This is a genomic window from Rhodospirillales bacterium (genome assembly GCA_016699855.1).
Taxonomy (GTDB): Bacteria; Pseudomonadota; Alphaproteobacteria; order Reyranellales; family Reyranellaceae.
In genome coordinates this window covers 4,776,034-4,802,818 of record CP064988.1, presented here as the reverse complement: position 1 = coordinate 4,802,818, position 26,785 = coordinate 4,776,034, and the positions used below count along the sequence as shown (strand labels likewise).

At 72.7% G+C, this 26,785-nt stretch carries 21 protein-coding genes and 2 tRNA genes; 7 read left to right on the top strand and 16 right to left on the bottom strand.

Translation table 11 applies throughout. The features are described 5' to 3' along the window. Window positions 1-11 precede the first annotated feature (11 nt). The 4 genes from IPK81_22765 to IPK81_22750 form a co-directional block, all read right to left on the bottom strand. On the bottom strand, window positions 12-2,735 hold the full coding sequence (locus IPK81_22765) for a protein kinase (GenBank protein QQS12285.1): 2,724 nt from the start codon (window positions 2,733-2,735) through the stop codon (window positions 12-14). Window positions 2,736-2,877: 142 nt separating this feature from the next. Continuing rightward, window positions 2,878-5,559: a protein kinase gene (locus IPK81_22760; GenBank protein QQS12284.1), complete on the bottom strand. Its 2,682-nt coding sequence runs from the start codon at window positions 5,557-5,559 to the stop codon at window positions 2,878-2,880. Between the two features lie 63 nt (window positions 5,560-5,622). Then, complete coding sequence (locus IPK81_22755; GenBank protein ID QQS12283.1) at window positions 5,623-8,121, bottom strand: protein kinase; 2,499 nt, start codon at window positions 8,119-8,121, stop codon at window positions 5,623-5,625. Window positions 8,122-8,197: 76 nt separating this feature from the next. Continuing rightward, window positions 8,198-9,019, bottom strand: coding sequence for a helix-turn-helix domain-containing protein (locus IPK81_22750; GenBank protein ID QQS12282.1), 822 nt, complete (start codon window positions 9,017-9,019; stop codon window positions 8,198-8,200). 177 nt (window positions 9,020-9,196) lie between these two features. Here IPK81_22750 and IPK81_22745 point away from each other — a divergent pair, with 177 nt between their 5' ends. Then, window positions 9,197-9,595 (top strand): MAPEG family protein, encoded by a 399-nt coding sequence (locus IPK81_22745; protein ID QQS12281.1) that lies wholly within the window; start codon window positions 9,197-9,199, stop codon window positions 9,593-9,595. A 46-nt stretch (window positions 9,596-9,641) separates the two neighbouring features. Here the strand turns inward: IPK81_22745 and IPK81_22740 are convergent, their stop codons facing one another. The 4 genes from IPK81_22740 to IPK81_22725 form a co-directional block, all read right to left on the bottom strand. Then, complete coding sequence (locus IPK81_22740) at window positions 9,642-13,046, bottom strand: carbamoyl-phosphate synthase large subunit (GenBank protein QQS12280.1); 3,405 nt, start codon at window positions 13,044-13,046, stop codon at window positions 9,642-9,644. Window positions 13,047-13,161: 115 nt separating this feature from the next. Then, on the bottom strand, window positions 13,162-13,782 hold the full coding sequence (gene ruvA / locus IPK81_22735; protein ID QQS12279.1) for a Holliday junction branch migration protein RuvA: 621 nt from the start codon (window positions 13,780-13,782) through the stop codon (window positions 13,162-13,164). Continuing rightward, a complete protein-coding gene (ruvC, locus tag IPK81_22730; protein ID QQS12278.1) occupies window positions 13,779-14,420 on the bottom strand; it encodes a crossover junction endodeoxyribonuclease RuvC in 642 nt (213 codons plus the stop codon). Before ruvC ends, ruvA begins: the two co-directional genes overlap by 4 nt. Window positions 14,421-14,507: 87 nt before the next feature. Further along, window positions 14,508-15,266 carry a YebC/PmpR family DNA-binding transcriptional regulator gene (locus tag IPK81_22725; protein ID QQS12277.1) on the bottom strand — a complete coding sequence of 253 codons (759 nt, stop codon included), beginning with the start codon at window positions 15,264-15,266 and terminating at the stop codon, window positions 14,508-14,510. Window positions 15,267-15,426: 160 nt separating this feature from the next. Here IPK81_22725 and IPK81_22720 point away from each other — a divergent pair, with 160 nt between their 5' ends. Both IPK81_22720 and IPK81_22715 read left to right on the top strand, forming a co-directional pair. After that, the gene (locus IPK81_22720; GenBank protein ID QQS12276.1) at window positions 15,427-16,065 is read left to right on the top strand and encodes a DJ-1/PfpI family protein; all 639 of its coding nucleotides are present in this window, start codon (window positions 15,427-15,429) and stop codon (window positions 16,063-16,065) included. 64 nt (window positions 16,066-16,129) lie between these two features. Continuing rightward, complete coding sequence (locus IPK81_22715; GenBank protein QQS12275.1) at window positions 16,130-17,137, top strand: NADPH:quinone reductase; 1,008 nt, start codon at window positions 16,130-16,132, stop codon at window positions 17,135-17,137. Window positions 17,138-17,643: 506 nt separating this feature from the next. On the opposite strand, the gene IPK81_22710 is transcribed toward IPK81_22715, so the two are convergent. Beyond that, window positions 17,644-18,456, bottom strand: a complete 813-nt coding sequence (locus IPK81_22710; GenBank protein QQS12274.1) for a TIGR00282 family metallophosphoesterase — start codon at window positions 18,454-18,456, stop codon at window positions 17,644-17,646. A 138-nt stretch (window positions 18,457-18,594) separates the two neighbouring features. On the opposite strand from IPK81_22710, the gene IPK81_22705 reads away from it, so the two are divergent. Next, on the top strand, window positions 18,595-19,746 hold the full coding sequence (locus IPK81_22705) for an aromatic ring-hydroxylating dioxygenase subunit alpha (protein ID QQS12273.1): 1,152 nt from the start codon (window positions 18,595-18,597) through the stop codon (window positions 19,744-19,746). Here the strand turns inward: IPK81_22705 and IPK81_22700 are convergent. Next, the gene (locus IPK81_22700) at window positions 19,651-20,400 is read right to left on the bottom strand and encodes a hypothetical protein (GenBank protein ID QQS12272.1); all 750 of its coding nucleotides are present in this window, start codon (window positions 20,398-20,400) and stop codon (window positions 19,651-19,653) included. The genes IPK81_22705 and IPK81_22700 overlap by 96 nt on opposite strands. A 252-nt stretch (window positions 20,401-20,652) precedes the next feature. Between IPK81_22700 and IPK81_22695 the strand changes: the two genes are divergently transcribed. Together IPK81_22695 and IPK81_22690 are read left to right on the top strand one after the other, a co-directional pair. After that, a complete protein-coding gene (locus IPK81_22695; GenBank protein ID QQS15226.1) occupies window positions 20,653-21,249 on the top strand; it encodes a sigma-70 family RNA polymerase sigma factor in 597 nt (198 codons plus the stop codon). After that, window positions 21,246-21,905, top strand: a complete 660-nt coding sequence (locus tag IPK81_22690; GenBank protein ID QQS12271.1) for a cupin domain-containing protein — start codon at window positions 21,246-21,248, stop codon at window positions 21,903-21,905. Before IPK81_22695 ends, IPK81_22690 begins: the two co-directional genes overlap by 4 nt. On the opposite strand, the gene prmB is transcribed toward IPK81_22690, so the two are convergent. The 4 genes from prmB to IPK81_22670 form a co-directional block, all read right to left on the bottom strand. Beyond that, window positions 21,906-22,862 carry a 50S ribosomal protein L3 N(5)-glutamine methyltransferase gene (gene prmB, locus IPK81_22685; protein ID QQS15225.1) on the bottom strand — a complete coding sequence of 319 codons (957 nt, stop codon included), beginning with the start codon at window positions 22,860-22,862 and terminating at the stop codon, window positions 21,906-21,908. 31 nt (window positions 22,863-22,893) lie between these two features. Continuing rightward, window positions 22,894-22,969: transfer RNA gene (locus tag IPK81_22680), tRNA-Arg, on the bottom strand. 54 nt (window positions 22,970-23,023) lie between these two features. Continuing rightward, window positions 23,024-23,326, bottom strand: coding sequence for an ETC complex I subunit (locus tag IPK81_22675; protein QQS12270.1), 303 nt, complete (start codon window positions 23,324-23,326; stop codon window positions 23,024-23,026). 42 nt (window positions 23,327-23,368) lie between these two features. Then, window positions 23,369-23,445: transfer RNA gene (locus IPK81_22670), tRNA-Pro, on the bottom strand. A gap of 270 nt (window positions 23,446-23,715) precedes the next feature. Here IPK81_22670 and IPK81_22665 point away from each other — a divergent pair. Continuing rightward, window positions 23,716-24,126, top strand: coding sequence for a DUF2237 domain-containing protein (locus IPK81_22665; GenBank protein QQS12269.1), 411 nt, complete (start codon window positions 23,716-23,718; stop codon window positions 24,124-24,126). Window positions 24,127-24,330: 204 nt separating this feature from the next. Here IPK81_22665 and IPK81_22660 read toward each other — a convergent pair whose 3' ends face one another. Both IPK81_22660 and IPK81_22655 read right to left on the bottom strand, forming a co-directional pair. Beyond that, entirely contained in the window at window positions 24,331-24,849 is a 519-nt protein-coding gene (locus IPK81_22660; GenBank protein QQS12268.1) for an AAA family ATPase, read from the bottom strand. A 25-nt stretch (window positions 24,850-24,874) separates the two neighbouring features. Next, entirely contained in the window at window positions 24,875-26,554 is a 1,680-nt protein-coding gene (locus IPK81_22655) for a formate--tetrahydrofolate ligase (GenBank protein ID QQS12267.1), read from the bottom strand. Window positions 26,555-26,785 lie beyond the last annotated feature (231 nt).

Sequence of the window (26,785 nt, the reverse complement as noted above, 5' to 3'; positions counted from 1 at the left end):
GGCGCATCGACCTACTTCCGGGTCAGGGTCGCCCGGTATGTCGTGTCGGTTCCCTGTAGCGACATGCGGCCGCCGGAGACCTGGCCCCAGACGCGGTCGTTCCTGGCGTCGCAGTGCTCCGAGAACGCCGACCGCGTCCCCGAGATCGTTCCGCCCGAATCGGCGCGCACGGTGATCGACCCGAGCTTGCCGCAGCGGCCGACCGGCCAGTTGTAGGTGCCGGCGCCGCCCTGCAGGACGAGCACGACCAGCACGCAGCGCTCCGGCTGGTTGACGTTCGCGGAGCAGTGGTTGCCGCTATACGTGCCGTCGATCGCGCCGGCGGGCGCCGCAGAGGCCGTCGGTGCCGCCGCGGGGGCCGCGGCGGCCGGTGGTCCGGCCGATCCGGGAACCGGGAGGTTGGCGATCCTGATCGCCTGCTCAAGCAATCGATGGCCGGCCGCCAGATTGCCCTTCCGGCACTCCTGTTCGCCCAGCGCACGTTCGACGCGACCCGGCGGCGGGCCGCCGAATTTGCCGACCCTGGCGCTGTAGTACTCCATCAGCTCGAAGCAGCGTTGATCCGGGCCGGTGCCGGCGGGCGCGGCGGCGGCGGTCTGCGCCGGAGGCGCCGTCGCGGCGGGCGGCGTACGCTTGCGCTCCTCCTCCTCGCGCTTGGCCTTCTCCTCGGCCACGCGCTTGGCGTCCTCCTCGACCTTGCGCTTGTCCTCCTCCAGCTTCTTCTGCTCCTCGTCGTAGCGCGCCAGCGCCGGCGCCGCCTGCGTGCGCAGCGCCGTCAGCTGCGGCGCCGTCAGATAGCCGGTGTCGGGCTCGTTGCGCGATTTTTGCCACGCGCCGATCATCGCCCGCGAGCGCGGGCCGAGCGCGCCGTCCGTCCCCGCCGTGTTGTGGCCCACCGACGTCAACGCCACCTGCACCCGCTTGCGGTCCTCGACCGACAGCCGCAGCGCGGCCTCGGCGGCCTCCGCCTGACGCTTGATCTCCCCCGCCGATTTCGCGGTCTCCTCCGCCGCGCGACGCTTCTCCTCCTCGGCCTTGCGAGACGCCTCGGCCTCGGCCAGCGTCTTCGCCTCCGCCAGCGCCTTCTCTTGCGCCAACCGCTCGGCCTTCGCCTTCTCCTCGGCCGCTATCCGCGCTTCCTCCTCGCGGCGGCGCGCCGCCTCGGCCTCGGCGCGCAGCTTCGCCTCCTCGTCGGCCTTGCGGCGCGCCTCGGCCTCGACGGCGGCCTTCTCCGCCGCCGCCTTGCGCGCCACCTCCTCGGCCACCCGACGACGGTCCGCCTCCTCCGCCGCCGCACGACGCGCGGCGTCCTCCGCGACGCGACGGCGCTCCGCCTGTACAGCGGCCGCGGCCCGCTGACGTTCGGCCTCCTCCGCCGCCACCTTGTCGGCCGCGGCTTTGCGCGCCGCCTCGGCCTCGGCGCGGACCTTCGCCTCCTCCTCGGCCTTGCGGCGTACCTCGGCCTCGACGGCGGCCTTCTCCTCCGCCGCCTTGCGCGCCACCTCGGCCTCGATCCGCTGCCGCGCCTCCTCGGCGATGCGCCGGCGCTCGTCCTCCTCGGCCTGGCGGCGCGCGTTCTCGATCCGCAGCCGTTGCTCCTCCGCCGCCTTGCGGGCGGCCTCCTCCTCGCGCAGACGGGCCACGATCGCCGCCTGGCGGCGCTGCTCCTCCTCCGCCCGGCGCAGCGTCTCCTCGACGCTGACCGTCTCCGCCACGGGCGCGGGCGCCGGACGCGTCGCGTACCAGCCGCCACCGGCGGCCAGCGCCAGCGCCGCGATACCGGCCGCGACCAATGCGGCTCGCGGCCGGCGCCGGGCCGCGGGCTCGTCGATCCGCCGGGTCTGCGCCACCGGCTCCATCTCGCGCGTCGCCGCGCCGGGCATCGCCGCCGCGCCGCCGCCGCCACCGGACAACACGCGGCGCAGATCCGCGATCGTCTGCGGACGCTCGGCCGGCCGCAGCCGCAGCCCCGCGTCGATCGCCGCCAGCAGGCTCGGCGCGTAGCGGCCCTTGCCCGCCTCCGCCGCCGGCACCAGATCGTCGTCCATCATCCGGTCGCTGGCCGCCGGCGGCGGCGCGCCGGTCACGCAGTGGTACAGCGTGGCGCACAGCGCGTAGATGTCCGTCGCCGGTCCCTGCCGGGCCGAGGTCGACTGCTCGAACGGCGCGTAGCCCGGCGTGTAGATCGCCGTCATCGCCTGCGTGCGGCCCTGCAGCGCCATGCGCGAGGCGCCGAAGTCGATCAAGGTCGGACGACCGTCGGCGTCGAGCAGGATGTTCCCCGGCTTGATGTCGCGGTGCAGGAAGCCGGCCGCGTGGACGCGCTCCAGACCGTCGAGCAGCGGATACAGCAGCAGCTCGATGGCCGGCTGCGGCAGCCGGCCGTCGCGCTTCAGCCGCGCCTCCAGCGTCCCGCCGCGCAGCAGCGCCATCACCATGTACGCCGTGCCGTTCGCCTCCATGAAGTCGTAGACGTTGACGATGCCCGGGGCGTCCTCCAGCGTCGCCAGCGTCTTCGCCTCGTCGAGGAACCGTTCGCGGCCCCAGCGGAAATCCTCGGCCACCCGCGTCGAGCGCGGCAGCACCGTGCCGTTGCTCTGTCGGATCGCGAAGCTGGTCGGCAGATATTCCTTCAGCGCGACATCGCGGCCCAGCCGCGTGTCGCGGGCGCGGTAGGTGATGCCGAAGCCGCCCTGGCCCAGGACCTCGACGATCTCGTACTTGCCCACGACCATGCCGGCCCGCAGCGCGCCCTGGGTGTCATCCTCGTCGGCGTGCTGGTCTGGTATCGGCGGCGCCGCGGGGCGGTCGTTTTCGATGGCGGTTCTCTCGCTGGCGCGCGAGTTTCGCCCAGGCCGCGCGCGGCGGCAAGTCTCGCTATGGACTCAGCTTGAATCGGCCCGAGCACTTCTCGCCCAACGTCACGCGATCATTCGCGCCGTTCAGCACCATGACATCGCCGTTCACGACGCCGCTCATGGAGTGGGAGACATCCTGTCCGCGCTTGTTCACGCCGGAGCGGCGGAAGCGCGCCTGGGTGCCGGATATCTCGAGCGTGATGGTGCTACCATACGCGCTCATCGAGCCGCGACCGCCGGACATCGGAATCGCGACCTCATGCCGGAACGTGCCGGTGTCCGCCTGCGGCGACACGCACCCCCAGAAGCCACGCCACGTGCCACCGCCGGGCGGCACGGCCGCCGCCGCCGTCTGCGCCGGAGCCGGCGCGGCGGCCGGGGGCTGCGCGCCGACGACGTTGCGCATGCCGGGCGTCGGCAGCGGCGTCTCCGTCTGGGCCGGCCGGGCTTGCGCCGGTGGAGGAGCCGCCGCCTGGCGCTTGCGCTCCTCCTCCTCGCGTTTCGCTTTTTCCTCGGCCAGACGCTTGGCCTCCTCCTCGGCCTTGCGCTTGGCCTCCTCCTCCTTCTTCTGCTCCTCGTCCCAGCGCGCGATGGCCGGCGCCGCCTGCGTCCGCAGGGCCGTGAACTGCGGCGCCGTCAGATACCCCGTGTCCGTCTCGTTGCGCGACTTCTGCCACGCCGCGATCATCGCCCGCGAACGCGGGCCGAACGCGCCGTCGCTGCCGCCGGTGTTGTGGCCCAGCGATGTCAGCGCGACCTGCACGCGCTTGCGGTCGATCTCGGACAGACGCAGCGCGACCTCGGCGGCCTCGGCCTGCTTCTTGATCTCAGCGGCGGACTTCGCGGTCTCCTCCGCCTTGCGGCGCTCCGCCGCCTCCGCCGCGGCCTTCTCCTCCGCCACCTTCCGCGCCGCCTCGGCCTCGGCCAGCGTCTTCGCCTCCGCCAGCGCCTTCTCCTGCGCCAACCGCTCGGCCTTCGCTTTCTCCTCCGCCGCGATCCGCGCTTCCTCCTCGCGGCGGCGCGCGGCCTCGACCTCGGCGCGGGCCTTCGCTTCATCCTCCGCCTTGCGACGGGCGGCGGCATCGATGGCCGCCCTCTCCTCGACGACTTTGCGCGACGCCTCGGCCGCGATGCGCCGACGCTCGGCCTCCTCGGCCGCCGCCCGGCGCGCCACCTCCTCGGCCGCCCGGCGCCGTTCCGCCTCGGCGGCGGCGGCGACGCGCTGACGCTCGGCCTCCTCCGCCGCGGCCTTGTCGGCGGCCGCCTTGCGCACGGCCTCGGCCTCGGCGCGGACCTTCGCCTCCTCCTCCGCCTTCCGCCGCGCCACCGCGTCGGCGGCGGCCTTCTCCTCGGCGGCCTTGCGCGCCGCCTCGGCCTCGATCCGCTGACGCGCCTCCTCGGCGATGCGGCGCTTCTCGTCCTCCTCGGCCTGGCGGCGCGCGTTCTCGATCCGCAGCCGTTGCTCCTCCTCGGCCTTGCGCTTGGCCTCCTCCTCGCGCAGCCGCGCCACGACAGCCGCCTGGCGCCGCTGCTCGTCCTCCGCCCGACGCAGCGTCTCCTCGACGCTGACCGCCTCGGGGGCCGGCGCCGGGCGCGTCGCGTACCAGCCGCCGCCGGCGGCCAGCGCGAGCGCGGCCACCCCGGCCGCGATCAGTCCGACGCGCGAACGCTTGGGCGCCGCCGCCGCCGCGCGCGGCGCGGGCTCCTCCATCCGCCGGGTCTGCGCCACCGGCTCCATCTCGCGCGTCGCCGCCGCCGGCGCGCCCGCCACCGCGCCCGCGCCGTGACCCGACAGGACGCGGCGCAGATCCGCGATGGTCTGCGGCCGCTCCGACGCGCGCAGCTTCAACCCCGCGTCGATCGCCGCCAGCAGGCTGGGCGCGTAGCGGCCCTTGCCCGCCTCCACCGCCGGCACGATGTCGTCGTCCATCATCCGGTCGCTCGCCGCCGGCGGCGGTGTGCCGGTGACGCAGTGGTAGAGCGTCGCGCACAAGGCGTAGATGTCGGTCGCCGGGCCCTGCTTGGCCGAGGTCGACTGCTCGTAGGCGGCGTAGCCCGGCGTGTAGACCGCCGTCAGCGCCTGGGTGCGGCCCTGCAGCGCCGCGCGCGACGCGCCGAAATCGATCAGCACGGGCCGGCCCGCCGTGTCGATCAGGATGTTGGCCGGCTTGATGTCGCGGTGCAGGAAGCCCGCCGCGTGCACCAGCTCCAGACCGTCGAGCAGCGGGTACAGCAGCAGCTCGATGGTCGGCTGGGGCAGGCGGCGGTCGCGCTTGATGCGCGCCTCCACCGTCTCGCCGCGCACCAGCGCCATCACCATGTAGGCGGTGCCGTTGGCCTCCATGAAGTCGTAGACGTCGACGATGCCCGGCGCGTCCTCCAAGGTCGCGAGGGTGCGCGCCTCGTCGAGGAACCGCTCGCGGCCCCACAGGAAATCGTCACTGACATGGGTCGAGCGCGGCAGCACGGTGCTGCCGCCCTGGCGTTTGGCGAAGCTGGTCGGCAGGTACTCCTTGACCGCCACGTCGCGCCGCAACTGCGTGTCGCGCGCCAGGTAGGTGATGCCGAAGCCGCCCTGGCCCAGCACCTCGACGATCTCGTACTTGCCGATCCGCGCGCCGATGGCCAACGGCCCGAACGGGTCGTCGGCATCCGGTCCGCCGCGCGGTTCCGCGGCGGTAGGCCGATCATCAGAGACCATCACGCTCCCCGCAACGTCGGGATCGTCACAGATACCGCGGCCGCGCGCAAGAACGGGACGATGTCAGCGCCGCGTCAACGTCACCGCGCAGGTCGACGCCCGGCCGCCGCCGCGGGCGGCGCCCTGGAGCCGGATGCTGGCACCAGCGACGACGCCGGCGGCCGTGCCCTCGTAGTCGACCCCGGCGGCGTCGCGCCAGGTCATCTGCGCGTTGGCGTTGGTGCCGGCGACGCGCAGGACCAGCGCGCCCTGGCTGGCGGCGAGGCGCGCGATGCCGGCGCCGCCGACGATGTTGAACGAGACGGTCTCGCGCAGCCCCGGCGCGCAATCCACCATCCCGCTCCACGCGCCGTCCACGCCACCCGGCGGCAGGGCCGCCGCCGCGCGCGGTGCCGGGGTCTCCGCGGGCGCGGCCGGCGCCGGACGCGCGGGTGGCGCCGCGGCGGACGCGGCCGCCCGGCGGCGCTCCTCCTCCTCGCGCTTGACCTTCTCCTCGGCCTGGCGCTTCGCGTCCTCCTCCGCTTTCTTCTGCTCCTCGTCGTACCGCGCCAGCGCCGGCGCCGCCTGCGTCCGCAACGCCGCCAGCTGCGGCGCCGTCAGGTACCCGGTCTCGGCCTCGTTGCGCGATTTCTGCCACGCCGCGATCATCGCCCGCGACCGCGGACCGAACGCGCCGTCGCTGCCCTGGGTGTTGTGCCCCAGCGACGTCAGCGCGATCTGAATCCTTTTGCGATCGGCCTCCGTCAGACGCAACGCCGCCTCCGCGGCCTCGCCCTGCCGCCTGGCGTCGGCGAGCGCCCTCGCCTTCTCCTCCTCGGCCTTGCGGACGGCCTCGGCCGCCGCCGCCCGCTGACGCTCCGCCTCCTCGGCGGCCGCCTTCTCCGCGGCGGCCCTGCGCGCCGCCTCGGTCGCAAGGCGCTGACGCTCGGCTTCCTCCGCCGCCGCCTTGTCGGCCGCGGCCTTGCGAGCGGCCTCGACCGCGGCGGCGCGCTGGCGTTCGGCCTCCTCCGCGGCGGCCTTCTCCGCCGCAGCCTTACGCTCGGTCTCGGCCGCCACGCGCTGGCGCTCGGCCTCCTCCGCCGCCGCTTTGTCGGCCGCGGCCCTTCGCGCCACCTCGGCGGCGACGCGCTGCCGCTCTGCCTCCTCGGCGGCGGCCTTCTGGGCCTCGGTGTTGCGCGCGATCTCGGCGGCGATGCGTTGACGCGCCGCCGCCTCCGCGGCGATCCGCTCGGCTTCCGCCTTGCGCGCCGCATCATCGGCCACGCGCTGCCGCTCCGTCGTCTCGGCCGCTGCCTTGCGTTCGGCTTCGGCGGCCGCGGCCCGGCGCGCCGCCTCGGCGTCCGTCCGCGCCTTCTCGTCGGCGGCGACGCGACGCGCGCGCTCGCTGGCGAGATCGAGATCGGTCGGCGGACGGGTCGCGTACCACGCGCCGCCGCCGGCGCGCGCCAGCGCCGCGACGCCGGCGGCGATCCACATCGGCGCGCGGCCGCGTCGCGCCGCCGCCCGATCGTCGGCGGGCGCCGGGTGCGCCGTCGCATGATGCGGCGATCCGGTGCCGCCGAATCCCTTAAACACGCGCCGCAGATCGGCGATGGTCTGCGGACGGTCGGGCGCGCGCAGCTTCAGGCCGGCGTCGATCCCCGCCAGCAGCGCCGGCGCGTAACGGCCCTTGCCCATCTCCGCGGCCGGTTTGAGCCGCTCCTCGACCATGCGGTCGATCGCGGATGGCGGCGGGGAGCCGTCGACGCAGTGGTAGAGCGTGGCGCACAGCGCGTAGACGTCGGTCCACGGCCCCTGCTTGGCCGAGCTCGACTGCTCGAACGGCGCGTAGCCTGGCGTGTAGACCGCCGTCATCACCTGCGTGCGCGCTTCCAGCGCCACGCGCGAGGCGCCGAAATCGATCAGCGTCGGCCGGCCGGCCGGATCGAGCAGGATGTTGGCTGGCTTGATGTCGCGGTGCAGGAAGCCCGCCGCGTGCACCAGCTCCAGACCGTCGAGCAGCGGTGGCAGCATCCTGGCGATGACCGCCTCCGGCAGGCGCGTCTCGCGCTTGAGGCGCGCCTCGACCGTCTCGCCGCGCACCAGCGCCATCACCATGTAGGCCGTGCCGTTGGCCTCCATGAAGTCGTGCACGTTGACGATGCCCGGCGCGTCCTCGAGCGACGCCAGCGTGCGGGCCTCATCGACGAAGCGGTCGCGGCCCCACTGGAAATCGTCGGCGGTGTGCTGCGAGCGCGGCACCACGGTGCTGCCGCCCTGGCGCTTGGCGAAGGCGGTCGGCAGGTACTCCTTGACCGCCACGTCGCGGCGCAGTTGCGTGTCCCGCGCGAGATACGTGATGCCGAACGCGCCCTGGCCGAGGATGCCCGCGATCTCGTACTTGCCGACCAGCGCGCCGGCCGGCAGCGGCCCGAACGGATCGTCGGACGGTGCCACGCGCGGCGGCGGCGCGACCGCGGGCGCCGCGGATTCGAAGGGCGTCGAGGGCGGCGGCGCGGACTCCGGCGGCGTCTCGGCTGGCGCGGCCGCCGGCTCGTCGCTCGATCGTTCGTCAGACGCCATCACGCTCCCCGTACCGCCGGAATGGTCACAGATACGCCGCCGCCGCGCAACCGCGGCCGCCGGCGCGCCGCCATCGTCACTTGCGCTTCGCCCATTTCCGGAACAGCGCCGCCGTGGCCGAATCCATCGGGAAGAAGAACTCGACCATCGTCTCCTGCAGCGCCACGTCGCGCGGCGAGCCCAGCGTCGCCATCACGGTGAACAGCCGGATGTCGGTGGTCCCTTTGCGGAAATGAAGCGGCAGCACCGGGCCCGCCGGATCGGGCGGCGGCGGCGCCTTCAGCAGCGCCGCGATCTCCGGCGCGCCCTCCAGGCGCCGCACCAAGGCCCGCGTCTCGGCCGAGCCGTCGAGCACCGGATCGCTGCGCAGGCCGCGCAGGAGGTGGAGCGCCGTCTCGCGCCAGTTGACCAGGAACGGCCGCAACCCTTCCGGCGACAGCAGCCCCTCCAGCAGATTGCCCGGCGGCGCGCCCGCCGGCGCGCGGCCGGTGAGGAACTTGAGCAGGCGGAACGTGGCGTCGTTGGCGCGCAGCAGGTTCCAGTTGCAGTCGACCACGACGGCCGGGAACGGCTCCTGCTGGCGCAGCATGCGGGCGACGGCGTCGTCGATGCTGCGCGCGTCCGGCGCGGCGAGGCCGCCCTCGCGCCACGCCGGCGCGAAGCCGGCCGCCAGCAGCAGCGCGTTCTGCTCGCGCAACGGCACGTCGAGCGCCACCGCCAGCCGCAGCGCCATCTCGCGGCTCGGCCGGGCGCGGCCGGATTCGAGGAAGCTGAGATGGCGCTGCGAGCTGTTGGCGACGCCGGCGAGCGCGAGCTGCGACATGCCGCGGCGCTCGCGCCACGTCCTGAGGCCGCGGCCGAAACCGCCGTCGGCCGGCGTCCGCGACGCGCCGGCCATTACGTCCTGCGTAATTGCGCTCATTCCCGATTCCACGATGATGACGGCCGACCATACGGGATCGACGCGGCCGCGGCCAACATCGGCGACGCGCCGCCGGCCCCGGAGGGACGCCCCGGCGGCGCGCCGCCACCGCCGGGGCCGCACGCCGGCGGCCGACAACGCGGGAGCGCGACGATGTCCAAGGAACTGTACTGGCTGACCCTGACCGCCATCCTGACCGGGGTCCTCTGGGTCCCCTACATCCTCGACCGGGTGGCGGTGCGCGGCCTGCTTCCCGCGATGGGCAACCACAGCCCGGCGGACAAGCCGCAATCGACCTGGGCCAAGCGCCTGATGGCCGCCCACACCAACGCGGTCGAGGGCCTCGTCGTGTTCGCGCCGCTGGTGCTGGTGGCGCAGCAGACCGGCGCCACCAGCGCCACGACGGCCACGGCCTGCGCCGTGGTGTTCTGGACGCGGCTGGCGCACGCCGTCGTCTACACCGCCGGCGTCCCGGTCGCGCGCACCTTCATCTGGACCGCCGGCTGGCTCGCGCAGGCGGCGATCGCGCTGGCGATCTTCAAGCTGATCTGAACCGCGGCGTCGGCGGGGCCGTCTCCGGCGCGGGCCGGAGGCGGCCTCACCACGTGTCGATGAAGGGCCGCTTCTTGCCCGTGCGCGGCGGCACCGGCGGCGCCGAGCGCAGGCCGGCCATGATCCAGCGCCGCGTGTCGGCCGGGTCGATGACATCGTCGAGCTCGAACAAGGACGCCGTGCTCAACGCCTTGCCGCGCTCGTACATGCCCGCGACCATCTTGTCGTAGGTCGCCTTGCGCTCCGCCGGATCGGCGATCGCCGCGAGCTCGTTGCGGTAGCCCAGCTTGACCGCGCCCTCCAGCCCCATGCCGCCGAACTCGCCGGTCGGCCACGAGATCGCGAAGAACGGCGCGTGGAATCCGCCGCCGGCCATGCTCTGCGCGCCCAGCCCGTAGGCCTTGCGCAACGTCACCGAGAACACCGGCACGGTGACGTTGGCGCTGACCACGAACGGGCGGCAGCAATGGCGCACCAGCGCCGCCTTCTCCGCCTCCGGACCCACCATGTTGCCGGGCGTGTCGCACAACGACAGGATCGGGATGTCGAAGGCGTCGCAGAGCTGCATGAAGCGCGCCGCCTTGTCGGCCCCCTCGCTGTCGATGGCGCCGCCGAGATGCATGGGGTTGTTGGCGACCAGCCCGATCGGCCTTCCCTCGATGCGCGCGAAGGCCGTGATCATGCCGAGCCCGAATTTCGGCCGCAGCTCCAGCACCGACCCGGTGTCGGCCAGCGTCTCGATCACCTTGCGCACGTCGTAGACGCGCAGCCGGTTCTCCGGGATCAACCGTCGCAGGATCCGTTGGTCGGCGCAGCTCCAGTCCGCCGTCGCGCCCTGGAAATACGACAGGTACTTCTTCGCCGTGGCGACGGCCGCGGCCTCGTCCGGCACCAGCACGTCGACCACGCCGTTGCGGGTCTGCACGTCCATCGGGCCGACCTCCTGCGGCCGGAACACGCCCAGCCCGCCGCCCTCGATCATCGCCGGCCCGCCCATGCCGAGATTGGCGTTCTCCGTGGCGATGATGACGTCGCAGCAACCGGCCAGAACGGCGTTGCCGGCGAAGCAGCGGCCGGAGACGACGCCCACCAGCGGCACCAGCCCGCTGAGCTTGGCGAACAGGTTGAAGGCGGTCGTGATCAGGTTGGCGGCATAGACCGTGTCGGTGTCGCCGGGCCGGCCGCCGCCGCCCTCGGCGAACAGCACCATCGGCAGCCGCCACTTCGCCGCCAGCTCGAACATGCGGTCCTTCTTCTGGTGGTTCTTCTTGCCCTGCGTGCCGGCCAGCACGGTGTAGTCGTAGGACATCGCGATGATCCGCGCGGCGTCGTCGGCGAACAGATGGCCGTTGACGCGGCCCAGCCCGGTGACGAGGCCGTCGGCCTGGGTCGTGCGGATCAGCTCGTCGAGCGTGTTGCGCTGGCGCCGCGCCGCCACGACCAGCGAGCCGTACTCGACGAACGATCCGGGGTCGCACAGATCCTCGATGTTCTCGCGCGTCGTGCGTTGCTTCGTCTTCCGCCGCCGCGCCACGGCGTCGGGCCGCGCCGCGTCGCGCGTGACGGCCTGACGCTCCAGCACCTCCGCGAGGTCGGGCCGAATGGCGTCGAGGTCGACCACGGCCTCCGCCTCCTCGGCGGCGCCGACGGTGGCGTCGGGCTCGATGAACGCCAGCGGATGGCCCTCGAACACCGTGTCGCCGGCCGCCACCGTCAGCGCGCGCAGCGTGCCGCCGGTCGTCGCCTTGACGACGTGCTGCATCTTCATCGACTCCATGATCAGCACCTGCTGACCGGGCCGCACGACATCGCCCTCGGCCACGTCGATGCCGACGATCGTGCCCTGCAGCGGCGCCGGCATCGGCACCGTCCCCTCGGGGCCGGCGATGTCGCCGCCATCGGGCGCGGCCATGTCCGCGACGCCCGCGTCGAGCGCCACGGCCTCGCCGCGGCCCAGCGCCAGCACCGCCAGCGGATCGTCGCTGGCGACCCTGACTCCGGCGCGGCGCGGCGCCGCGGCGCCGGCGACCTCGACATACATGCGCGGATGGTCCGGTCCATCGGACGCCAGCAGCGCCGGCAGGTTCTGCTCGACGAAACGCGTGTGGCCGCGGCCTGCCACCACGTCGGGATGGCGCAGCACGCTCTGGAGGAACGGCAGGTTCGTCGCCACGCCGCCGATGCGGAACTCCGACAGCGCCCGGTAGGTCTTGGCCGCGGCGTCGGCGAAGCTGCCCGAGGGGTGGTGGACGATCACCTTCGCCAGCAGCGAGTCGAAGCGCGGGCTGGTGCGGTAGCCGCCGTAGCCGAAGGTGTCGACGCGGACGCCCGGACCCGAAGGCGGTTCGAACGCCGTCAGCGTGCCGCCGGCCGGCTTCACCGCGCCATCGGCGGCCATGGTCTCCATGTTGACGCGCACCTGCACGGCCATGCCGCGCGGCGACGGCACGTCGACCTGGCGCAGGCCGATCTCGGCAAGCGTGCGGCCCCCGGCGATGTCGAGCTGGGCCGCGACGAGGTCGACGCCGGTGACCTCCTCGGTCACGGTGTGCTCGACCTGCAGACGGGCGTTGGCCTCGATGAACGCGACCTCGGCGGAATCGCCCCGGTCGTCGGCGTCGACCAGGAACTCGAACGTGCCGACGCCGCGGTAGCGGGCCTCGGCGGCGAGGCGCAGCGAGGCGTCGAGCAGACGCCGCCGCACGCCGTCGGCGAGGTCCGGCGCCGGCGCGATCTCGACGATCTTCTGGCGCTGGCGCTGGAGGCTGCACTCCCGCTCCCACAGATGCGCCACGGCGCCGGTGCCGTCGCCGACGATCTGCACCTCGATATGGCGCGCGCGCGGGAACAGCCGCTCGACGTAGACGGCGCCGTTGCCGAACGCCTGCAGCGCCTCGGCGCCGCAGATCGCGAAGGCGGCGTCGAGCTCGGTGGCGTCGTGGACCGGCCGCATGCCGCGCCCGCCGCCGCCGGCCACCGCCTTGATCATGATTCCGGCGCCGCCCTGCGCGGCGAGGAACGCCCGCGCCTGCTCCAGCGTCGTCGGTCCCGAGATGCCCGGCACCAGTGGAACGCCGCAACGCGCCGCCAGATCGCGGGCGCGGCCCTTGTCGCCGAACAGGTCCAGCGTCTCCGGCCGCGGTCCGACGAAGATCAGTCCCGCGGCCTCGCATGCGCGCGCGAAATCGCCGTTCTCGCTGAGGAAGCCGTAGCCGGGATGGACCGCGTCGCAGCCGGTCTCGCGCGCCGCCGCGACGATCTGGGCGATGTCGAGATAGGGCGGCACGCCGGCGCCGCGCAGCGCGAACACGGCGTCGGCGCGGCGCAGATGCAGCGAGGCGGAATCGTCCTCGGAATGGATCGCGACGGTGCGCCAGCCCTTCTCCGCCGCGGTGCGCGCGACGCGGATGGCGATCTCGCCGCGGTTGGCGATCAGAAGACTTCTGCTCATGGAGTTGGTTTCCGCCCCGGTTCGTTGCCGGCGCGATTGGAACCGCCGGGCGCGCCGCGCTCAAGCGGAACGTGGCCGCGCGAGCCGCAGGGCGGCTAGTCCGCGCGGGCGCGGCTCAACGGCCGAGTTCGCGCAATCCCTCGCGGATCAGCGCGTCGATCCGCGCCCCGTCGCCGAGGCGCTGCGCGACCTTGGCGACGGCGGCGAACGCCTCCATGCGGCGGTAGCCGAGATTGACCAGCGCCGAGACCGCGTCCTCGTTGACCGACGGCGCGGCGGGCGTCTCATCGGCGCTCGAGGTCGACGTGGCCGGCCGCGCCCCCGGCGTCGCGCCCCAGGCGACGGCCTTGTCCTTCAACTCCGTCACCAGACGCGCCGCGAGCTTGGGGCCGACGCCGGGCGCGCGGCTCAGCGCGGCGCGGTCCTGCGCCACGATGGCCGAGGCGAGCTGCTCCGGCGCCAGGGTCGACAGCAGCGACAGCGCGACGCGGGCGCCGACGCCCTGCACGGTCGTGAGGATGCGGAACCAGTCGCGCTCGGCGGCGGCGAGGAAGCCGTAGAGCGAGATCGCGTCCTCGCGCACGATCGTCTCGATCAGCAGCGTCGCCGGCGCGCCGGACGCCAGCTCGCGCAGCGTGCGGCCCGACGCGTGCACGACGTAGCCGACGCCGTTGACGTCGACGACGCAGGAATCGTCGGCCACCGAATCCACGACGCCGCGCAGCTTGCCGATCATCGTCCGGGCTTCCCGTCGGAAGCGCGCGCGAGGATGCGGCGCTCCCACTCCGCCTGCGAGCCGCGCACGCCGCTGCGGCCGCGGCCGGCGCCGATCCGTCCGCCGCGCACCGCGCCGACCTCGCCGCCGGACTCGTCGCCGGCGGTGGTCTCGCCGGCCTTCCAGCGGTCGATCGACGACCGGTTGTGGGCGTGGCAGATCGCCACCGCCAGCGCGTCGGCGGCGTCCGCGACCGCGTCGCTGCCGGGCAGCAGCCGGCGCACCATCATCTCGACCTGGACCTTGTCGGCGTGGCCGACGCCGACCACGGATTTCTTGATGTGGTTGGCGCCGTACTCGAACGCCGGCAGGCCGCGCTTGGCCGGCGCCAGCAGCACCGCGCCGCGCGCCTGGCCGAGCTTCAGGGTCGAGTTCGGGTTCTTGTTGACGAAGGTCTCCTCGACCGCCGCCTCGAGCGGCGCCCACTCCGCGATCACCGCCGTCACGCCGTCGAACAGCTGGCACAGCCGCGACGCCAGCGGCAGCGCCTCGTCGGAATGCACCACGCCGCACGCGACGTAGCGCAGCCGGTTGCCCTCCGACTCGATCACGCCCCAGCCGGTGTTGCGCAATCCCGGATCGAGTCCGATCAGCCGCATCGGCCGCGCCTCCCCGCGCCCGGCGCGCGCCGCGGCGCGGGCGTGGTGGAGAGGTCGGGCGACGCCGGCCCGGTCACATCGCGATCCTCATCCCGCCAGCGACGCCAGCGTGGCGTCGGACATCTCGAAATTGGCGAACACGGTCTGCACGTCGTCGTTGTCGTCGAGCGCGCCGATCAGCTTCATCAGCGTCTGCGCCGTCTCGCCCTCGACCGGCGCGCCGGTCCGGGGCCGCCACACCAGCTTGGCGCTGGTCGGCGCCCCCAGCGACTTCTCGAGCGCCTCGCGCACCGCGTTGTACGAATCCTGGGCGCAGACGATCTCGTGGTGGCCGTCCTCGCCCTCGACCGTCTGCACGTCGTCGGCGCCGGCGTCGATCGCCTTCTCGAGCACCTCGTCGGCCGATCCGACCGCCAGCTTGAAGCGGAACTCGCCGACGCGGTCGAACATGAAGGCGACGCTGCCGGTCTCGCCGAGATTGCCGCCGTATTTGGCGAAGGTCGAACGGACGTCCGACGCGGTGCGGTTGCGGTTGTCGGTCAGGGCCTCGACGATCACCGCGACGCCGCCGGGACCGTAGCCCTCGTAGCGCATCTCCTCGTAGTTCGCGTCGCCGTCGGCGCCGGAGGCCCGCTTGATCGCGCGGTCGACGGTGTCCTTCGACATGTTGGCCTCGCGCGCCGCGATCACGGCGGCGCGCAGACGCGGATTCGACGCCGGATCGGGCAGGCCGCTGCGCGCCGCCGTCGTGATCTCGCGCAGCAGCTTGGTGAAGACCTTGGCACGGCGGGCGTCCTGCGCGCCCTTGCGGTGCATGATGTTCTTGAATTGGGAATGGCCCGCCATGGCCCGGTTCCGATATCCTGTGGTTGACTGCGCCGGCCTCATACCACGGATGGCGTCGTCCCGCATGGGCGAAGCCTGTATCCGTCGTCGGCCGGCGCCGGAGGTAGCCGGCCGGCGCCGCCGATGCAAGAGTGGCGGCGTTGACCACGGACGGAGCCAAATGGACATCGTCTTCCTGTTCTACGACGGCATGACCACGCTCGACGCGATCGGCCCATGGGAAGTGCTGTCGCGCCTGCCCGGCGCGCGCGCGTTCCCGGTGGCGCGCGATGGCGGCGCGGTGACCACCGACACCGGCCTCAAGTTCGACGGGCTGCGCGCCATGGCCGACGTGGCGCGCGCCGACGTGCTGGTCGTGCCCGGCGCCGGCGACGTGCGACCGCAGGTCGCCGATCCCCGGACGCTCGACTGGCTGCGCGCGGTCGACGCCACGACGCGCTGGACCACGTCGGTGTGCACCGGCGCGGTGATCCTCGCCGCCGCGGGGCTGCTGAAGGATCGGCGCGCCACGACGCACTGGGCGGCGATGAACGCCCTGCGCCGCCTCGGCGCCATGCCGGTCGAACAGCGCGTGGTCGAGCACGGCAAGTACGTCACCGCCGCCGGCGTGTCGGCCGGCATCGACATGGCGCTGACGCTGGCGGCGCGGCTGGTCGACGAGCCGACCGCGAGGGCCCTGCAGCTCGCCATCGAATACGCGCCGGACCCGCCGTTCGACGCCGGCACGCCGGCTTCGGCGGGACCGGAGACGATGGCGCGCGCGCTGGCCCTGCTGGCCGCGAACGCGCCGAAGCCGTGATCCGCCCGCCATCCCCCCGCGTCGGCCGCCCGGCCACGCCCTACGATCACCGAAGGACATCGAGATGAAAGCCGCCTGGTACGACCGTAACGGCCCCGCCGACGAGGTGCTGGTGGTCGGCGACCTGCCCGACCCCGTCCCCGCCGCCGGCGAGGTGCTGGTGCGCATCCGCGCCTCGGCGGTCAACCCATCGGACGTGAAGACCCGGATGGGCCTGCGCGCCAAGATGACGATCCCCCGCCAGATCCCGCACAGCGACGCCGCCGGCGAGATCGTCGCGGTCGGCGCCGGCGTGCCGGCGGCTCGGATCGGCCAGCGCGTCTGGCTGTGGAACGCCGCCTACGGCCGGTGGAACGGCACCGCCGCGCAGCTCTGCGCCGTGCCGTCGGAGATGGCCGTGCCGCTGCCGTCGGCGCTGGATTTCGCGCAGGGCGCCTGCCTCGCCATCCCGGTGATCACCGCGCATCGCTGCTTGTTCGCCGACGGCGCGCCGACCGGCGAGACCGTCCTGGTGTCGGGCGGCGCCGGCGTGGTCGGCCACTACGCCATCCAGCTCGCGCGCTGGGCGGGCGCCGAGGTGATCACCACCGTCAGCGGGCCGGAGAAGGCGGCGCACGCCAAGGCGGCCGGCGCCGACCACGTGATCAACTACCGGACCGAGGACGTGGTCGCGCGGGTGCGCGCGATCACGTCAGGCGCCGGCGTGCACCGCGTCGTCGAGGTCGAGCTCGGCGAGAACATGGCGACGAACCTGGCGGTCCTGCGCGACGAGGGCATCCTCGTGTACTACGGCTCGAAGACGCCCAAGGTGGATCTGCCGTTCTTCCCGACGATCCTGAAGAACCTGCTGCTAAGGCCGGTGCTGATGTACACGATCACGCCGGCGCAACGCGCGCGCTGCGTGCGCGACATCGAACGCTGGGTGGCCGACAAGGGTGTCGCCAGCGCCGCGAATTCCACCGGCGCGCGTTTCGCCATCGCCGAACGCTTTCCGTTGGCGCGCATCGCCGACGCGCATCGTTGCGTCGAGGCGGGGACGAAGATCGGCCACGTGGTCGTGGATATCGACTAGATGGCGACGTCCGTCGGAGGCGCTTTTCCACAGACTGTGCAGAAAAAAAGGGCGGGGGTACGAGACCCCCGCCAAAAAACGTCGGAACCGTGGTTCCGACGCCCCCTCTAACTCGGAACATCGGAGAACGATTTCGGTGAAAAACCGTTCAATAACAAAGACTTTTGATTCTTTTCGGGTTGGCGTCAACAGCGATTTACGCCATACCTCTAATGGGTTGTGATGGCCGCTTCATCCCCAAGATACTGATCGGACGGAACAAAGACGGGCCGCGCGCTGACGGGGCCGGCGTCTGATGATGGTCAATTTAAGGCGGTTTATGATCTATATTCATTTATATAATTCAATGAATTAGCGAGTTTTATTAATGTATTAAATTAGAAATATGGACAGAATCTCGTGTCTTCCGTTGACGCGGCGTCGACTTTGTGTAAAGCGAAAATGAAGTGGATTATTAGTTTAATAAAATATCTTATCTAATTAATATTATTCGATATTTTATAAATTTAGACATTCTCAGCCGACGCCAGCTGTCCGCCAATCCGAATCGGCGCGATTTTCACCGCCAAGCCGGTGCGGTCGTCGGTCTCGACATAGACCGCGCACAGTGTCGCCTCGCCCTCCGCCGGCGCCAAGCGGTCACCCGGCATCTTCCGGATCATGCGCGGCATGGCGATCTCCTTCTTCATGCCGATCACCGAGTCGTAGTCGCCGCACATGCCCGCGTCGGTCTGGTAGGCCGTGCCCTTCGGCAACAGACGCGCGTCGGCGGTGGGCACGTGGGTGTGGGTGCCGACCACCAGCGAGGCGCGGCCGTCGCAGAAATAGCCGATCACCTGCTTCTCGCTGGTCGCCTCGCCATGGACGTCGACGAGGACGAAGTCGGCGTTGGCGGCCAGCCGGTGCGTCTTGAACTGCGCCTCGAGCGCCTGGAACGGATCGTCGAGCGCGTCCATGAACAGGCGGCACATCACGTTGATCACGGCCACGCGTTTGCGCCTGGCGGTCTCGTAGACTCCCGATCCGAAGCCCGGCGTGCCCGGCGGGAAGTTGACCGGCCGCAGCAGCCGGCGGTCCTGCGCGATGTAGGCGATGGCGTCCTTGTTGTCCCAGGAGTGGTTGCCGCCGGTGATCACGTCGACCCCGGCCTCGTGCAGGTCCTGGCAGATCTTGGCGGTGATGCCGAAGCCGGCGGCGGCGTTCTCGCCGTTCACGACCACGAAATCGAGCCCCAGGCGCGCGCGCAGCCGCGGCACCTCCTTGACCACGACATCGCGCCCGGCGCGGCCGACGATGTCGCCGCAGAACAGAACCTTCATGCCATCCCTCCACCCCCGCACCCTTAGGGCCTATGCGGCGCGCCGACAACCGGTCGCCGCGCCGGAAGCCCCCGTGATCCGATTGGGGCTGGAAACCGACCGATTGGTCGGTTAGAAGAATGGCCAGAGGACACCGCCATGGACACCGCGACCCAAGCCGCCTGGGGCGATCGCATGATCGCCATGCTCAAGGCCGACACCACCCAGCTCGAGCGGCGCGAGTACCGCCAGCCGGTCGCGCACTACATCGATCCCGCCCACGCCGCCCGCGAGCGCGCGACGTTGTTCCGGCGCACGCCGCTGATCGTGGCGGCGTCGAGCGAGATGGAGTCGCCCGGCGATTTCCGCGTCGTCGACATCGACGGCCTGTCGATCCTGCTGACGCGCCAGAGCGACGGAACCCTCAAGGCGTTCCACAACGTCTGCCGCCACCGCGGTTGCCGCGTGGTCGACGAGGAATGCGGCCGCCGCCCGACCTTCACCTGCAAGTTCCACTCCTGGGTCTACGGTGGCGACGGCGCCCTGCGCCACGTGCCCGGCGCCGAGGGGTTCCCGAATCTCGACCGCGCCGCGTCGGGATTGGTCGCGCTGCCGGTCGCGGAACGCCACGGGCTGGTCTGGGTGACGCCGACCGCCGGACCGCCGATCGACATCGATGCGTTCCTCGGCCCCATCGGGCCGGTGCTGGCGGAAATGAGAATCGCCGAGGCCGGCGTGTTCCGCTTCGAGCGCTTCGGCGAGGCGTTGAACTGGAAGCTGGTGGTCGACACCTTCCTCGAACTCTACCACGTGCCCTACCTGCACTCGAGGACCGTGGGGCGGTTCATCGAGGGGCGCGGCGGCATCTACGAGCGGCTGGGACGGCATGGCCGCTTCGTGGCGCCGCGGATGACGTTCCTGGCGGCGCTCGCCGACACGCCGTCGGCCGAGCGCGACGTCGCCGGCCACATCGTCGGCATCCACCGCGTGTTCCCCAACGCCGTCGTGGTGTGGCAGCGCGACCACGTCGAGTTCTGGACCGCCGTGCCCGACGGCGACGACCCCAACCGCTGCGTCGTGCGGCTGTGGCTGCTGAGCCCGGAGAAGACGGTCACCGACTCCGACCGCGCGAAGTGGAACAAGAACTGGGACATCGTGCGCGGCACCGTGCACGCCGAGGACTTCCCGATGGCGCGCACGATCCAGCAGGGCTTCTCAAGCGGCGCGCAGAGCCACGTCGTGTTCGGCCGCAACGAGCCCGGCCTGCACGACTTCCACCGCTCGCTCGACGAGGCGCTGACGGCGGGCTGACGCCGCGCTAGACCGCGACGTAGGTGACGGCCGAGCCGTCCTGCGCCTTGAACGCGAGCGCGCGCCAGATCCGCGCCTCGTCGTACCAGAGATCGAGCGGCGCCGGCCCGGTGATCGCGAACCGCCGGGCGCGCGCCGCGCCGCGCCGTCCGCCAGCGTCTCCTCGCCGCGATCGAGCACGGCCGGCGTCAGCACCTCGCCGTGCTGCGGGTTGATCATCGGCGCCGAGAGCTGCCGGTAGTTCCAGTGGGTGGCCGGAAGCGCGGCGGCCGGCGCGGTCACGCGGCCGGACTTCGATCCTTCGACGGCCAGAAGCCCGTCGGCGCGGCGCTCGACGTTCGCGAACGCGGCCGTGCCGTCGTCGTCGGTGCGGGAGACCAGGGACAGGAACGCACCGTCGCGCCAGCGTTCGGTCGCGCGGTGCCGATAGCGGAACACCGCGATCGGCCCGGCGCGCACGACGATGTCGAGCGCGATGTCGACGACCAGCGCGCCGGCCTCGTCGCGGAAATCGATGGTGTGCGCGCCGATGCGCGAGCCACGTCGCACGACGTCGAACGCGATGCGCCGCGACGGCGGTACGACCGCCCACGACGGGGCGGCGGCGACCGACGCGATCATCGCGGCGAGGCCGCGGCGTGTCGTTGCGCGCATGGTGCGTCCTCCATTGGTGCGGCTGGCGGTTCTACGGGCGTCCGGCGGCGGCGGATCACGCGGCGCCGTCGCACGCCCGTCCGGTCAACGCCGCGGCGGAACGCCGGTTCCCGCGCCGGCGGCGGCCGGTGATCCGGAGCGCGCGCGCGGACGTAAATGAGCGATTGCGAACCCAGGAGCGTCGTCGCTATGGTCGGAGCCGTCGGCTTCATCCGCGCGCCGCGCGCGTGGGCCGGAATCGGGATCCACCGCATGGACGATGGACGCGCGCCGCAGCGTCGTGAGGGGCTCGAGCCCGGCGGCGACCCTTGGGCGTGCGAGCTGATCGCCGCCGTCGTCCGGCGCGACCGGGCGGCCTTCGGCGAGCTGTTCCGCTTCTTCGCCCCCAGGATCAAGGCCTTCACCATGCGCGGCGGCGCCGATCCCGACGCCGCCCAGGAGGTCGCGCAGGAGACGATGATCGCGGTGTGGCGGCGGGCGGCGACATTCGACCGCCGCAAGGCGGCGGCGTCGACCTGGGTGTTCACCATCGCGCGCAACAAGCGGATCGACATGTTCCGCCGCGACGGCCGGCCGCCGCAGGACGCCGACGAGCTGGCGCTGTTCGCCGACGACCATGAGCCGGCGGCCGAGGACGCCGCGATCACGGCGCAGTCGCACGACCGGCTGCGGGAGGCGCTGCCGCGGCTGCCGCCCGAGCAGGCCGCCGTGCTCCAGAAGGCCTACTTCGAGGACAAGACCCATCTCGAGATCGCCGCCGAGCTCGGCCTGCCGATGGGCACGGTCAAGTCGCGGATCCGCCTCGCCCTCGCGCGGCTGCGGTCGGCGTTACACGGAGACCACGCATGACGTCGCACCCCGCGCCGGCGGAGATGCTGCTGGACTACGCGACCGGGGCCCTGCCGGAGGGACCGGCCCTCGTCGTCGCCTGCCATCTGTCGCTCGCACCCGAATCGCTGGAGCTGGTCGCCGATCTCGAGGCGGTCGGCGGCGCGATGCTGGCCGCGACCCCCGCCGCGCCGATGGATGACGGCGCGCTCGCCGCGGTCCTGGCCCGGCTCGACGACGCGGACGAGGCGGCCGCTCCGGACGCGGCGCCCGGTCCGCTCGCCGGGCTGCCGCCGGCGGTGCGCGCCTACGTGCCCGAGGGCGCGGCGTGGAGCCGCGTCATGCCCGGCGTCGAGGAGATCGCGCTGCCCCTGCGCGACGGGCGCCACAACGCCGCGCTGATGCGGATCGGCGCCGGCCGGGCGATTCCGCGCCACACCCACGAGGGCGTCGAATACACCCTGGTGATCTCCGGCGCGTTCAACGACGGCGAGCGCCGCTACGCCGCCGGCGACATCTGCGTCGCCGACGCGTCGCTGGACCACCGCCCCGCCGTCGACGGTGTCGAGGCGTGCGTCTGCCTCGCGGTGTCCGAGGCGTCGATCGTGCTCACCGGGCCGGTGGGCCGCTGGCTCAATCCGCTGCTGCGCCGCCGTTCCGCCAAGCCGCCGCGCTGATCAGGCCGGCCGCGGCGTCCGCCGCTTCGCCTTCGCGGGCGCGGGCCGCATCGCGGCGGCCGTGAGCCAGAACACCTCGCCGGCGCTCTCGGCGGTGTCCGGCCAGAAGAACGGCCAGTGGGGATGCTCGGCCTCGAGGATCTCGCGACCGGTGCCGATCTCGCACAGCAGGCCGCCGTCGGGCGTCAGATGACCGGGCGCCGCCGCGAGGATGCGCCGCACGATGTCCAGCCCATCGTCGCCGCCGGCCAGCGCCATCGCCGGCTCGTGCCGGTACTCCGGCGGCAGCGCCGCCATCGCCGCGGCGTCGACATAGGGCGGGTTGGTCAGGATCAGATCGTAGCGCCGCCCCGCCACCGGCGCGAACAGGTCGCCCTGGAGCAGCTCGATGCGCCCGCCCTCGCCGCTCTCGTCGATATTGCGGCGCGCGACGGCGGCGGCGTCCGGCGACAGCTCGACGGCGTCGATCCGCGCGTTGGGGAACACCCGCGCCGCGAGGATCGCCAGGCATCCCGAGCCGGTGCAGAGATCGAGCACGCGGCCCACGGCGTCGGGATCCTCGACCAGCGCGAAGCCCTCGCCGCCGATCAGGTCGGAGAACAGCAGCTCGCCGATGAACGAGCGCGGCACGATCACCCGCTCGTCGACATGGAACGGCACGCCCTGGATGTAGGCGCGTCCCGTCAGATAGGCGGCGGGTTTGCGGGTGGCGACCCGCGCTTCGACCACCTCCGCCAGGCGCAACCGCTCCGGCGCGGTGAGGCGCGCGTCGAGGAACGGATCGAGCTGGTCGATCGGCAGGCGCAGGGTCTCGAGGATCAGGAACGCCGCCTCGTCCAGCGCGCCGCCGGTGCCGTGGCCGTAGGCGATGCCGGCGGCGTTGAAGCGGCTGACGGCGTAGCGCAGGAAATCGCGCACCGTCAGCAGTTCGGCCGCGACGGCGGCGGGATCGGATATGGCCACGAAAATTCCGTGCGAGTTGGGCTGATGGCGCGCCCGGCAGGGATCGAACCTGCGACCTACCGCTTAGAAGGCGGTTGCTCTATCCACTGAGCTACGGGCGCCCGCGCGGCCGCAGGATACCACACCGGCGGCGCCTCGGCGCGCCGGCGGCGAGGTCAGTGCGTCCAGCGGCCGACCCGGCCGAAGGCGAAATTGTCGGCGTAGGCCTTGGGCCGCACGGCGCGCGCCTTGGGCTCGGAGACGGTGTACAGCCAGCCCTTCTTCGTGGCGTAGGCCACCGCCTCGTCCTTCGTGGCGAAGGTCAGGCGCACCTGGCCCATCATGTCGCGCGAACTGGTCCAGCCCATGAGGGGATCGGTCTCGACCGCCTCCGGCTCGCTCTCGATCACCCACTCCTGGGCGTTGCCGACGCCGGACTGCATCGCGGTCTTGGCGGGTTTGAAGATCCTGACCTGCATCGTTCCAGACCCGTTTCCTGTGCCGGCGCGGCGCCCGCGGGATGGTCGGGGCGGCCGGATTCGAACCGACGGCCTCTTGCGCCCAAGGCAAGCGCTCTACCAGGCTGAGCTACGCCCCGATCCCTCGGACGCTCCCGCGCGCGGAAGCCCTTTTCGTCGCGCGGTTATCTACCAGCGCCGCGGCGGCGCCGGAAGGGGGCATTTCGGCGCGCGGCGGCAAGGGAACCAGGTCGCGCCGCGCCGCCGGCCGCCAGCGGCCGACCGGTCCGGCTTGCGCGCGACCGGCGGCGGGGATCGGTCGGGCTTGCGCCCGACCGCCAGCGGCCGACCGGTCCAGCTTGCGCCGGACCGGCGGCGGGTGCATGCGACGGGGCAGCAGGGAGTATCCGATGTTCGACCAGACGCCCGACCGCCGCGGCGGCGACGGCCGCGCCCCCTCGATCAACGTGCTGGGCGGGCCGCTGGCGCCGTGCTCGGCCGAGCCGCTGACCGGCTTCTTCCGCGACGGCTGCTGCAACACCGGCCGCGAGGACACCGGCCTGCACACGGTCTGCGCCGTGATGACCGAGGCGTTCCTCGCCTTCTCGAAGGCGGCCGGCAACGACCTCTCGACGCCGATGCCGCGCTTCGGCTTCGCCGGGCTGAAGCCGGGCGACCGCTGGTGCCTGTGCGCGGCGCGCTGGCGCGAGGCGTGGGAGGCCGACGCCGCCCCCGCCGTGATCCTCGAAGCGACCCACCGCGCGACCCTGGGCATCGTGCCGCTGGAGGCGCTCAAGGCGCACGCGTTCAAGGCGAATTGATCGACGGCGCGCTGGTCGCTCCGTCGCAGCACACCGACCGGCGTTCTCCGACACCCCACCACCGTTGTCGCGAACGGCGCACCACTGTCATCCCGAGCGCCGCGAGGGATCCAGGGGCGGCGCCTGGATCCCTCGCGGCGCTCGGGATGACAGTGGGGTCCGGAGCGGCTGGACCGGTCTGAGCGCACCGGCAGCCGATTCGCTTTAGCGGGCGACGAGCGCGCGGGACGGGTTGGCGAGCAGCGAGTCGATGTCGGCCGCGCCCGCGATGCGGATCGCGATCTCGTCGTCGGCGGGACGCTCGAAGCGCGCCGCGTGGTGGTCGAATACGGTGTCGGCGATCGTCGGACGACCACGCTCGGCGTCGTTGAGCCGACGCCGGCGCCGGATCTCGTCCAGCGGCGTGTCGACGAACACCAACGCGAAGGCCGCGCCCGCCTCCGCCGCGACGGCGCGGTAGCGGTCGCGCAGGAAGCGGTGCGAGAGCGTGTCGTCGAGCACGGCGTGCCGGCCGGCCGCGAGCGCGGCGCGCAGGCGCGTGACGGCGATCCGGCTGGTCGCCTCCCATTCGGCGTCGGGAATGCCGGCGCCGCCGTCGAGACCACGCTCCTCGTTGATCGCGTCGAGGCTGATCCTCGGCGCGTCGAGCGCGTCGGCCAGAAGCCGCGCGATGGTCGATTTGCCGGAGAACGCCAAACCGCACATCGCCACCAGCGTCGCCATCGCGCCGCTCCGCGTCGGTCCGCGCTTAGAAGATGCCGTCGATCTCGCCGTCGGCCATCAGGTGGATGCGCTCGGCGGCCGGCACCCGCGGCAAGCCGGGCATGGTCATGATGTCGCCGGCCAGCGCGACCACGAAGCCGGCGCCGGCCGAGAGCCGCAGCTCGCGGATCGGCAGGGTGTGGCCGGTCGGCGCGCCGCGCAGCGCCGGGTCGGCGGCGAAGCTGTACTGCGTCTTGGCGATGCACACCGGCAGCTTGCCGAAGCCGGCCGCCTCCAGCGCGGCGGCGCGGTTGCGCACCGCCGCGGTCGGCGCGACGCCGGCGGCGCGGTAGACCTCGCGCGCGACGACGCCGATCTTGTCGAGCAGCGGCATGTCGTCGGGATAGAGCGGCGCGAATTTCGCGGCGCCCTTGTCGATCACGGCGACGGCCTCGCGCGCCAGCGCCTCGGCGCCCTCCCCGCCCTTCGCCCAGTGCTCGCACAGGATCGCCTTGGCGCCGGCCTCGGCGCATTTGGCCTCGATCAGCGCCAGCTCGGCGGGCGTGTCCGAGGTGAAGCGGTTGATGCCGACCAGCACCGGCAGGCCGAACTTGGCCAGGTTCTCGACGTGGCGCAGCAGGTTGGGGAGACCCTTGGCGACGGCGTCGAGGTTCTCGGCGCCCAGCGCCTTGGCGTCGGCGCCGCCGTGCAGCTTCAACGCCCGCACCGTCGCCACCACCACGGCGAGCGCCGGCTTCAGGCCGCCGACGCGGCACTTGATATCGAGGAACTTCTCGGCCCCGAGATCGGCGCCGAAGCCGGCCTCGGTGACGACGTAGTCGGCCAGCCCCAGCGCCGCGCGGGTCGCGATGAGCGAGTTGCAGCCGTGCGCGATGTTGGCGAAGGGGCCGCCATGGACCAGCACCGGATTGCCCTCGAGCGTCTGCACGAGGTTGGGCTTGGCGGCGTCCTTGAGGATCGCGGCCATCGCCGGCGCGGCCTTCAGGTCGCCGGCGGTCACCATCCTGCCGTCGCGGGTCTCGGCGACGACGATGCGCGCCAGCCGCGCCTCGAGGTCCTTCAGGTCGCGCGCCAGGCAGAGGATGGCCATCACCTCGGACGCCGTGGTGATGTCGAACCGGCCCTGCCGCGGGAAGCCGTTGGCGACGCCGCCGAGGCTGAGCACGACGTCGCGCAGCGCGCGGTCGTTCATGTCCATGGCGCGCGGCCAGAACACGCGCCGCGAATCGATGCCCAGCGCGTTGCCCCAGTAGACGTGGTTGTCCAGCATCGCCGCGAGCAGGTTGGGCGCCGTGGTGATGGCGTGGAAATCGCCGGTGAAGTGGAGGTTGATCTCGGCCATCGGCACGACCTGGGCGTAGCCGCCGCCGGTGGCGCCGCCCTTCTGGCCGAAGCACGGCCCGAGGCTGGGCTCGCGCAGCGCGATCGCCGTGCGCTTGCCGATGCGGTTGAGCGCGTCGCCCAGCCCGATCGTGGTGGTGGTCTTGCCCTCGCCCGCCGCCGTGGGATTGATCGCGGTGACGAGGATCAGATGGCCCGGCTTCGCCGCCGCGAGGCCGGGCAGCGCGGCGAGGTCGACCTTCGCCTTGGTGCGTCCGTAGGGCTCCAGCGCGTCGTCGCCGATCCCGATCTTCGCCGCCACCTCGACCAGCCGACGCGGCGTCGCCCGCCGCGCGATCTCGATGTCGCTGAGCACCTCGGCCATGCCGTCTCCCCCCCCTATCGCTTCGCATTCCCCGGCGGGCAGGAAGCCCCTCACCCCGACCCTCTCCCCGCCTGCGCGGGGAGAGGGAGGAAGAACCCGCCGCGAAGCGCGTTCATCCCCCCTTCCGCCCCGACGAGGGGGAGAAGGAGGAAGAACGCGCCGCGAAGCGTGTTCATACCCCCTCTCCCCCCAACGAGGGGGAGAAGGAGGAAGAACGCGCCGCGAAGCGCG

Excerpts from the sequence above, each read along its gene's own strand:
- IPK81_22700 (QQS12272.1), bottom strand. The coding sequence starts at position 20,400 with ATGCGCGCAACGACACGCCGCGGCCTCGCCGCGATGATCGCGTCGGTC.
- IPK81_22675 (QQS12270.1), bottom strand. The coding sequence starts at position 23,326 with ATGCAGGTCAGGATCTTCAAACCCGCCAAGACCGCGATGCAGTCCGGC.
- IPK81_22745 (QQS12281.1), top strand. The coding sequence starts at position 9,197 with ATGTCCAAGGAACTGTACTGGCTGACCCTGACCGCCATCCTGACCGGG.
- IPK81_22665 (QQS12269.1), top strand. The coding sequence starts at position 23,716 with ATGTTCGACCAGACGCCCGACCGCCGCGGCGGCGACGGCCGCGCCCCC.
- IPK81_22690 (QQS12271.1), top strand. The coding sequence starts at position 21,246 with ATGACGTCGCACCCCGCGCCGGCGGAGATGCTGCTGGACTACGCGACC.
- IPK81_22720 (QQS12276.1), top strand. The coding sequence starts at position 15,427 with ATGGACATCGTCTTCCTGTTCTACGACGGCATGACCACGCTCGACGCG.
- ruvA (QQS12279.1), bottom strand. The coding sequence starts at position 13,782 with ATGATCGGCAAGCTGCGCGGCGTCGTGGATTCGGTGGCCGACGATTCC.
- IPK81_22715 (QQS12275.1), top strand. The coding sequence starts at position 16,130 with ATGAAAGCCGCCTGGTACGACCGTAACGGCCCCGCCGACGAGGTGCTG.
- IPK81_22765 (QQS12285.1), bottom strand. The coding sequence starts at position 2,735 with ATGGTCGTGGGCAAGTACGAGATCGTCGAGGTCCTGGGCCAGGGCGGC.
- IPK81_22755 (QQS12283.1), bottom strand. The coding sequence starts at position 8,121 with ATGGCGTCTGACGAACGATCGAGCGACGAGCCGGCGGCCGCGCCAGCC.
- IPK81_22710 (QQS12274.1), bottom strand. The coding sequence starts at position 18,456 with ATGAAGGTTCTGTTCTGCGGCGACATCGTCGGCCGCGCCGGGCGCGAT.
- IPK81_22760 (QQS12284.1), bottom strand. The coding sequence starts at position 5,559 with ATGGTCTCTGATGATCGGCCTACCGCCGCGGAACCGCGCGGCGGACCG.
- IPK81_22705 (QQS12273.1), top strand. The coding sequence starts at position 18,595 with ATGGACACCGCGACCCAAGCCGCCTGGGGCGATCGCATGATCGCCATG.
- IPK81_22750 (QQS12282.1), bottom strand. The coding sequence starts at position 9,019 with ATGGCCGGCGCGTCGCGGACGCCGGCCGACGGCGGTTTCGGCCGCGGC.
- IPK81_22740 (QQS12280.1), bottom strand. The coding sequence starts at position 13,046 with ATGAGCAGAAGTCTTCTGATCGCCAACCGCGGCGAGATCGCCATCCGC.
- ruvC (QQS12278.1), bottom strand. The coding sequence starts at position 14,420 with ATGCGGCTGATCGGACTCGATCCGGGATTGCGCAACACCGGCTGGGGC.
- IPK81_22660 (QQS12268.1), bottom strand. The coding sequence starts at position 24,849 with ATGGCGACGCTGGTGGCGATGTGCGGTTTGGCGTTCTCCGGCAAATCG.
- IPK81_22725 (QQS12277.1), bottom strand. The coding sequence starts at position 15,266 with ATGGCGGGCCATTCCCAATTCAAGAACATCATGCACCGCAAGGGCGCG.
- IPK81_22695 (QQS15226.1), top strand. The coding sequence starts at position 20,653 with ATGGACGATGGACGCGCGCCGCAGCGTCGTGAGGGGCTCGAGCCCGGC.
- IPK81_22655 (QQS12267.1), bottom strand. The coding sequence starts at position 26,554 with ATGGCCGAGGTGCTCAGCGACATCGAGATCGCGCGGCGGGCGACGCCG.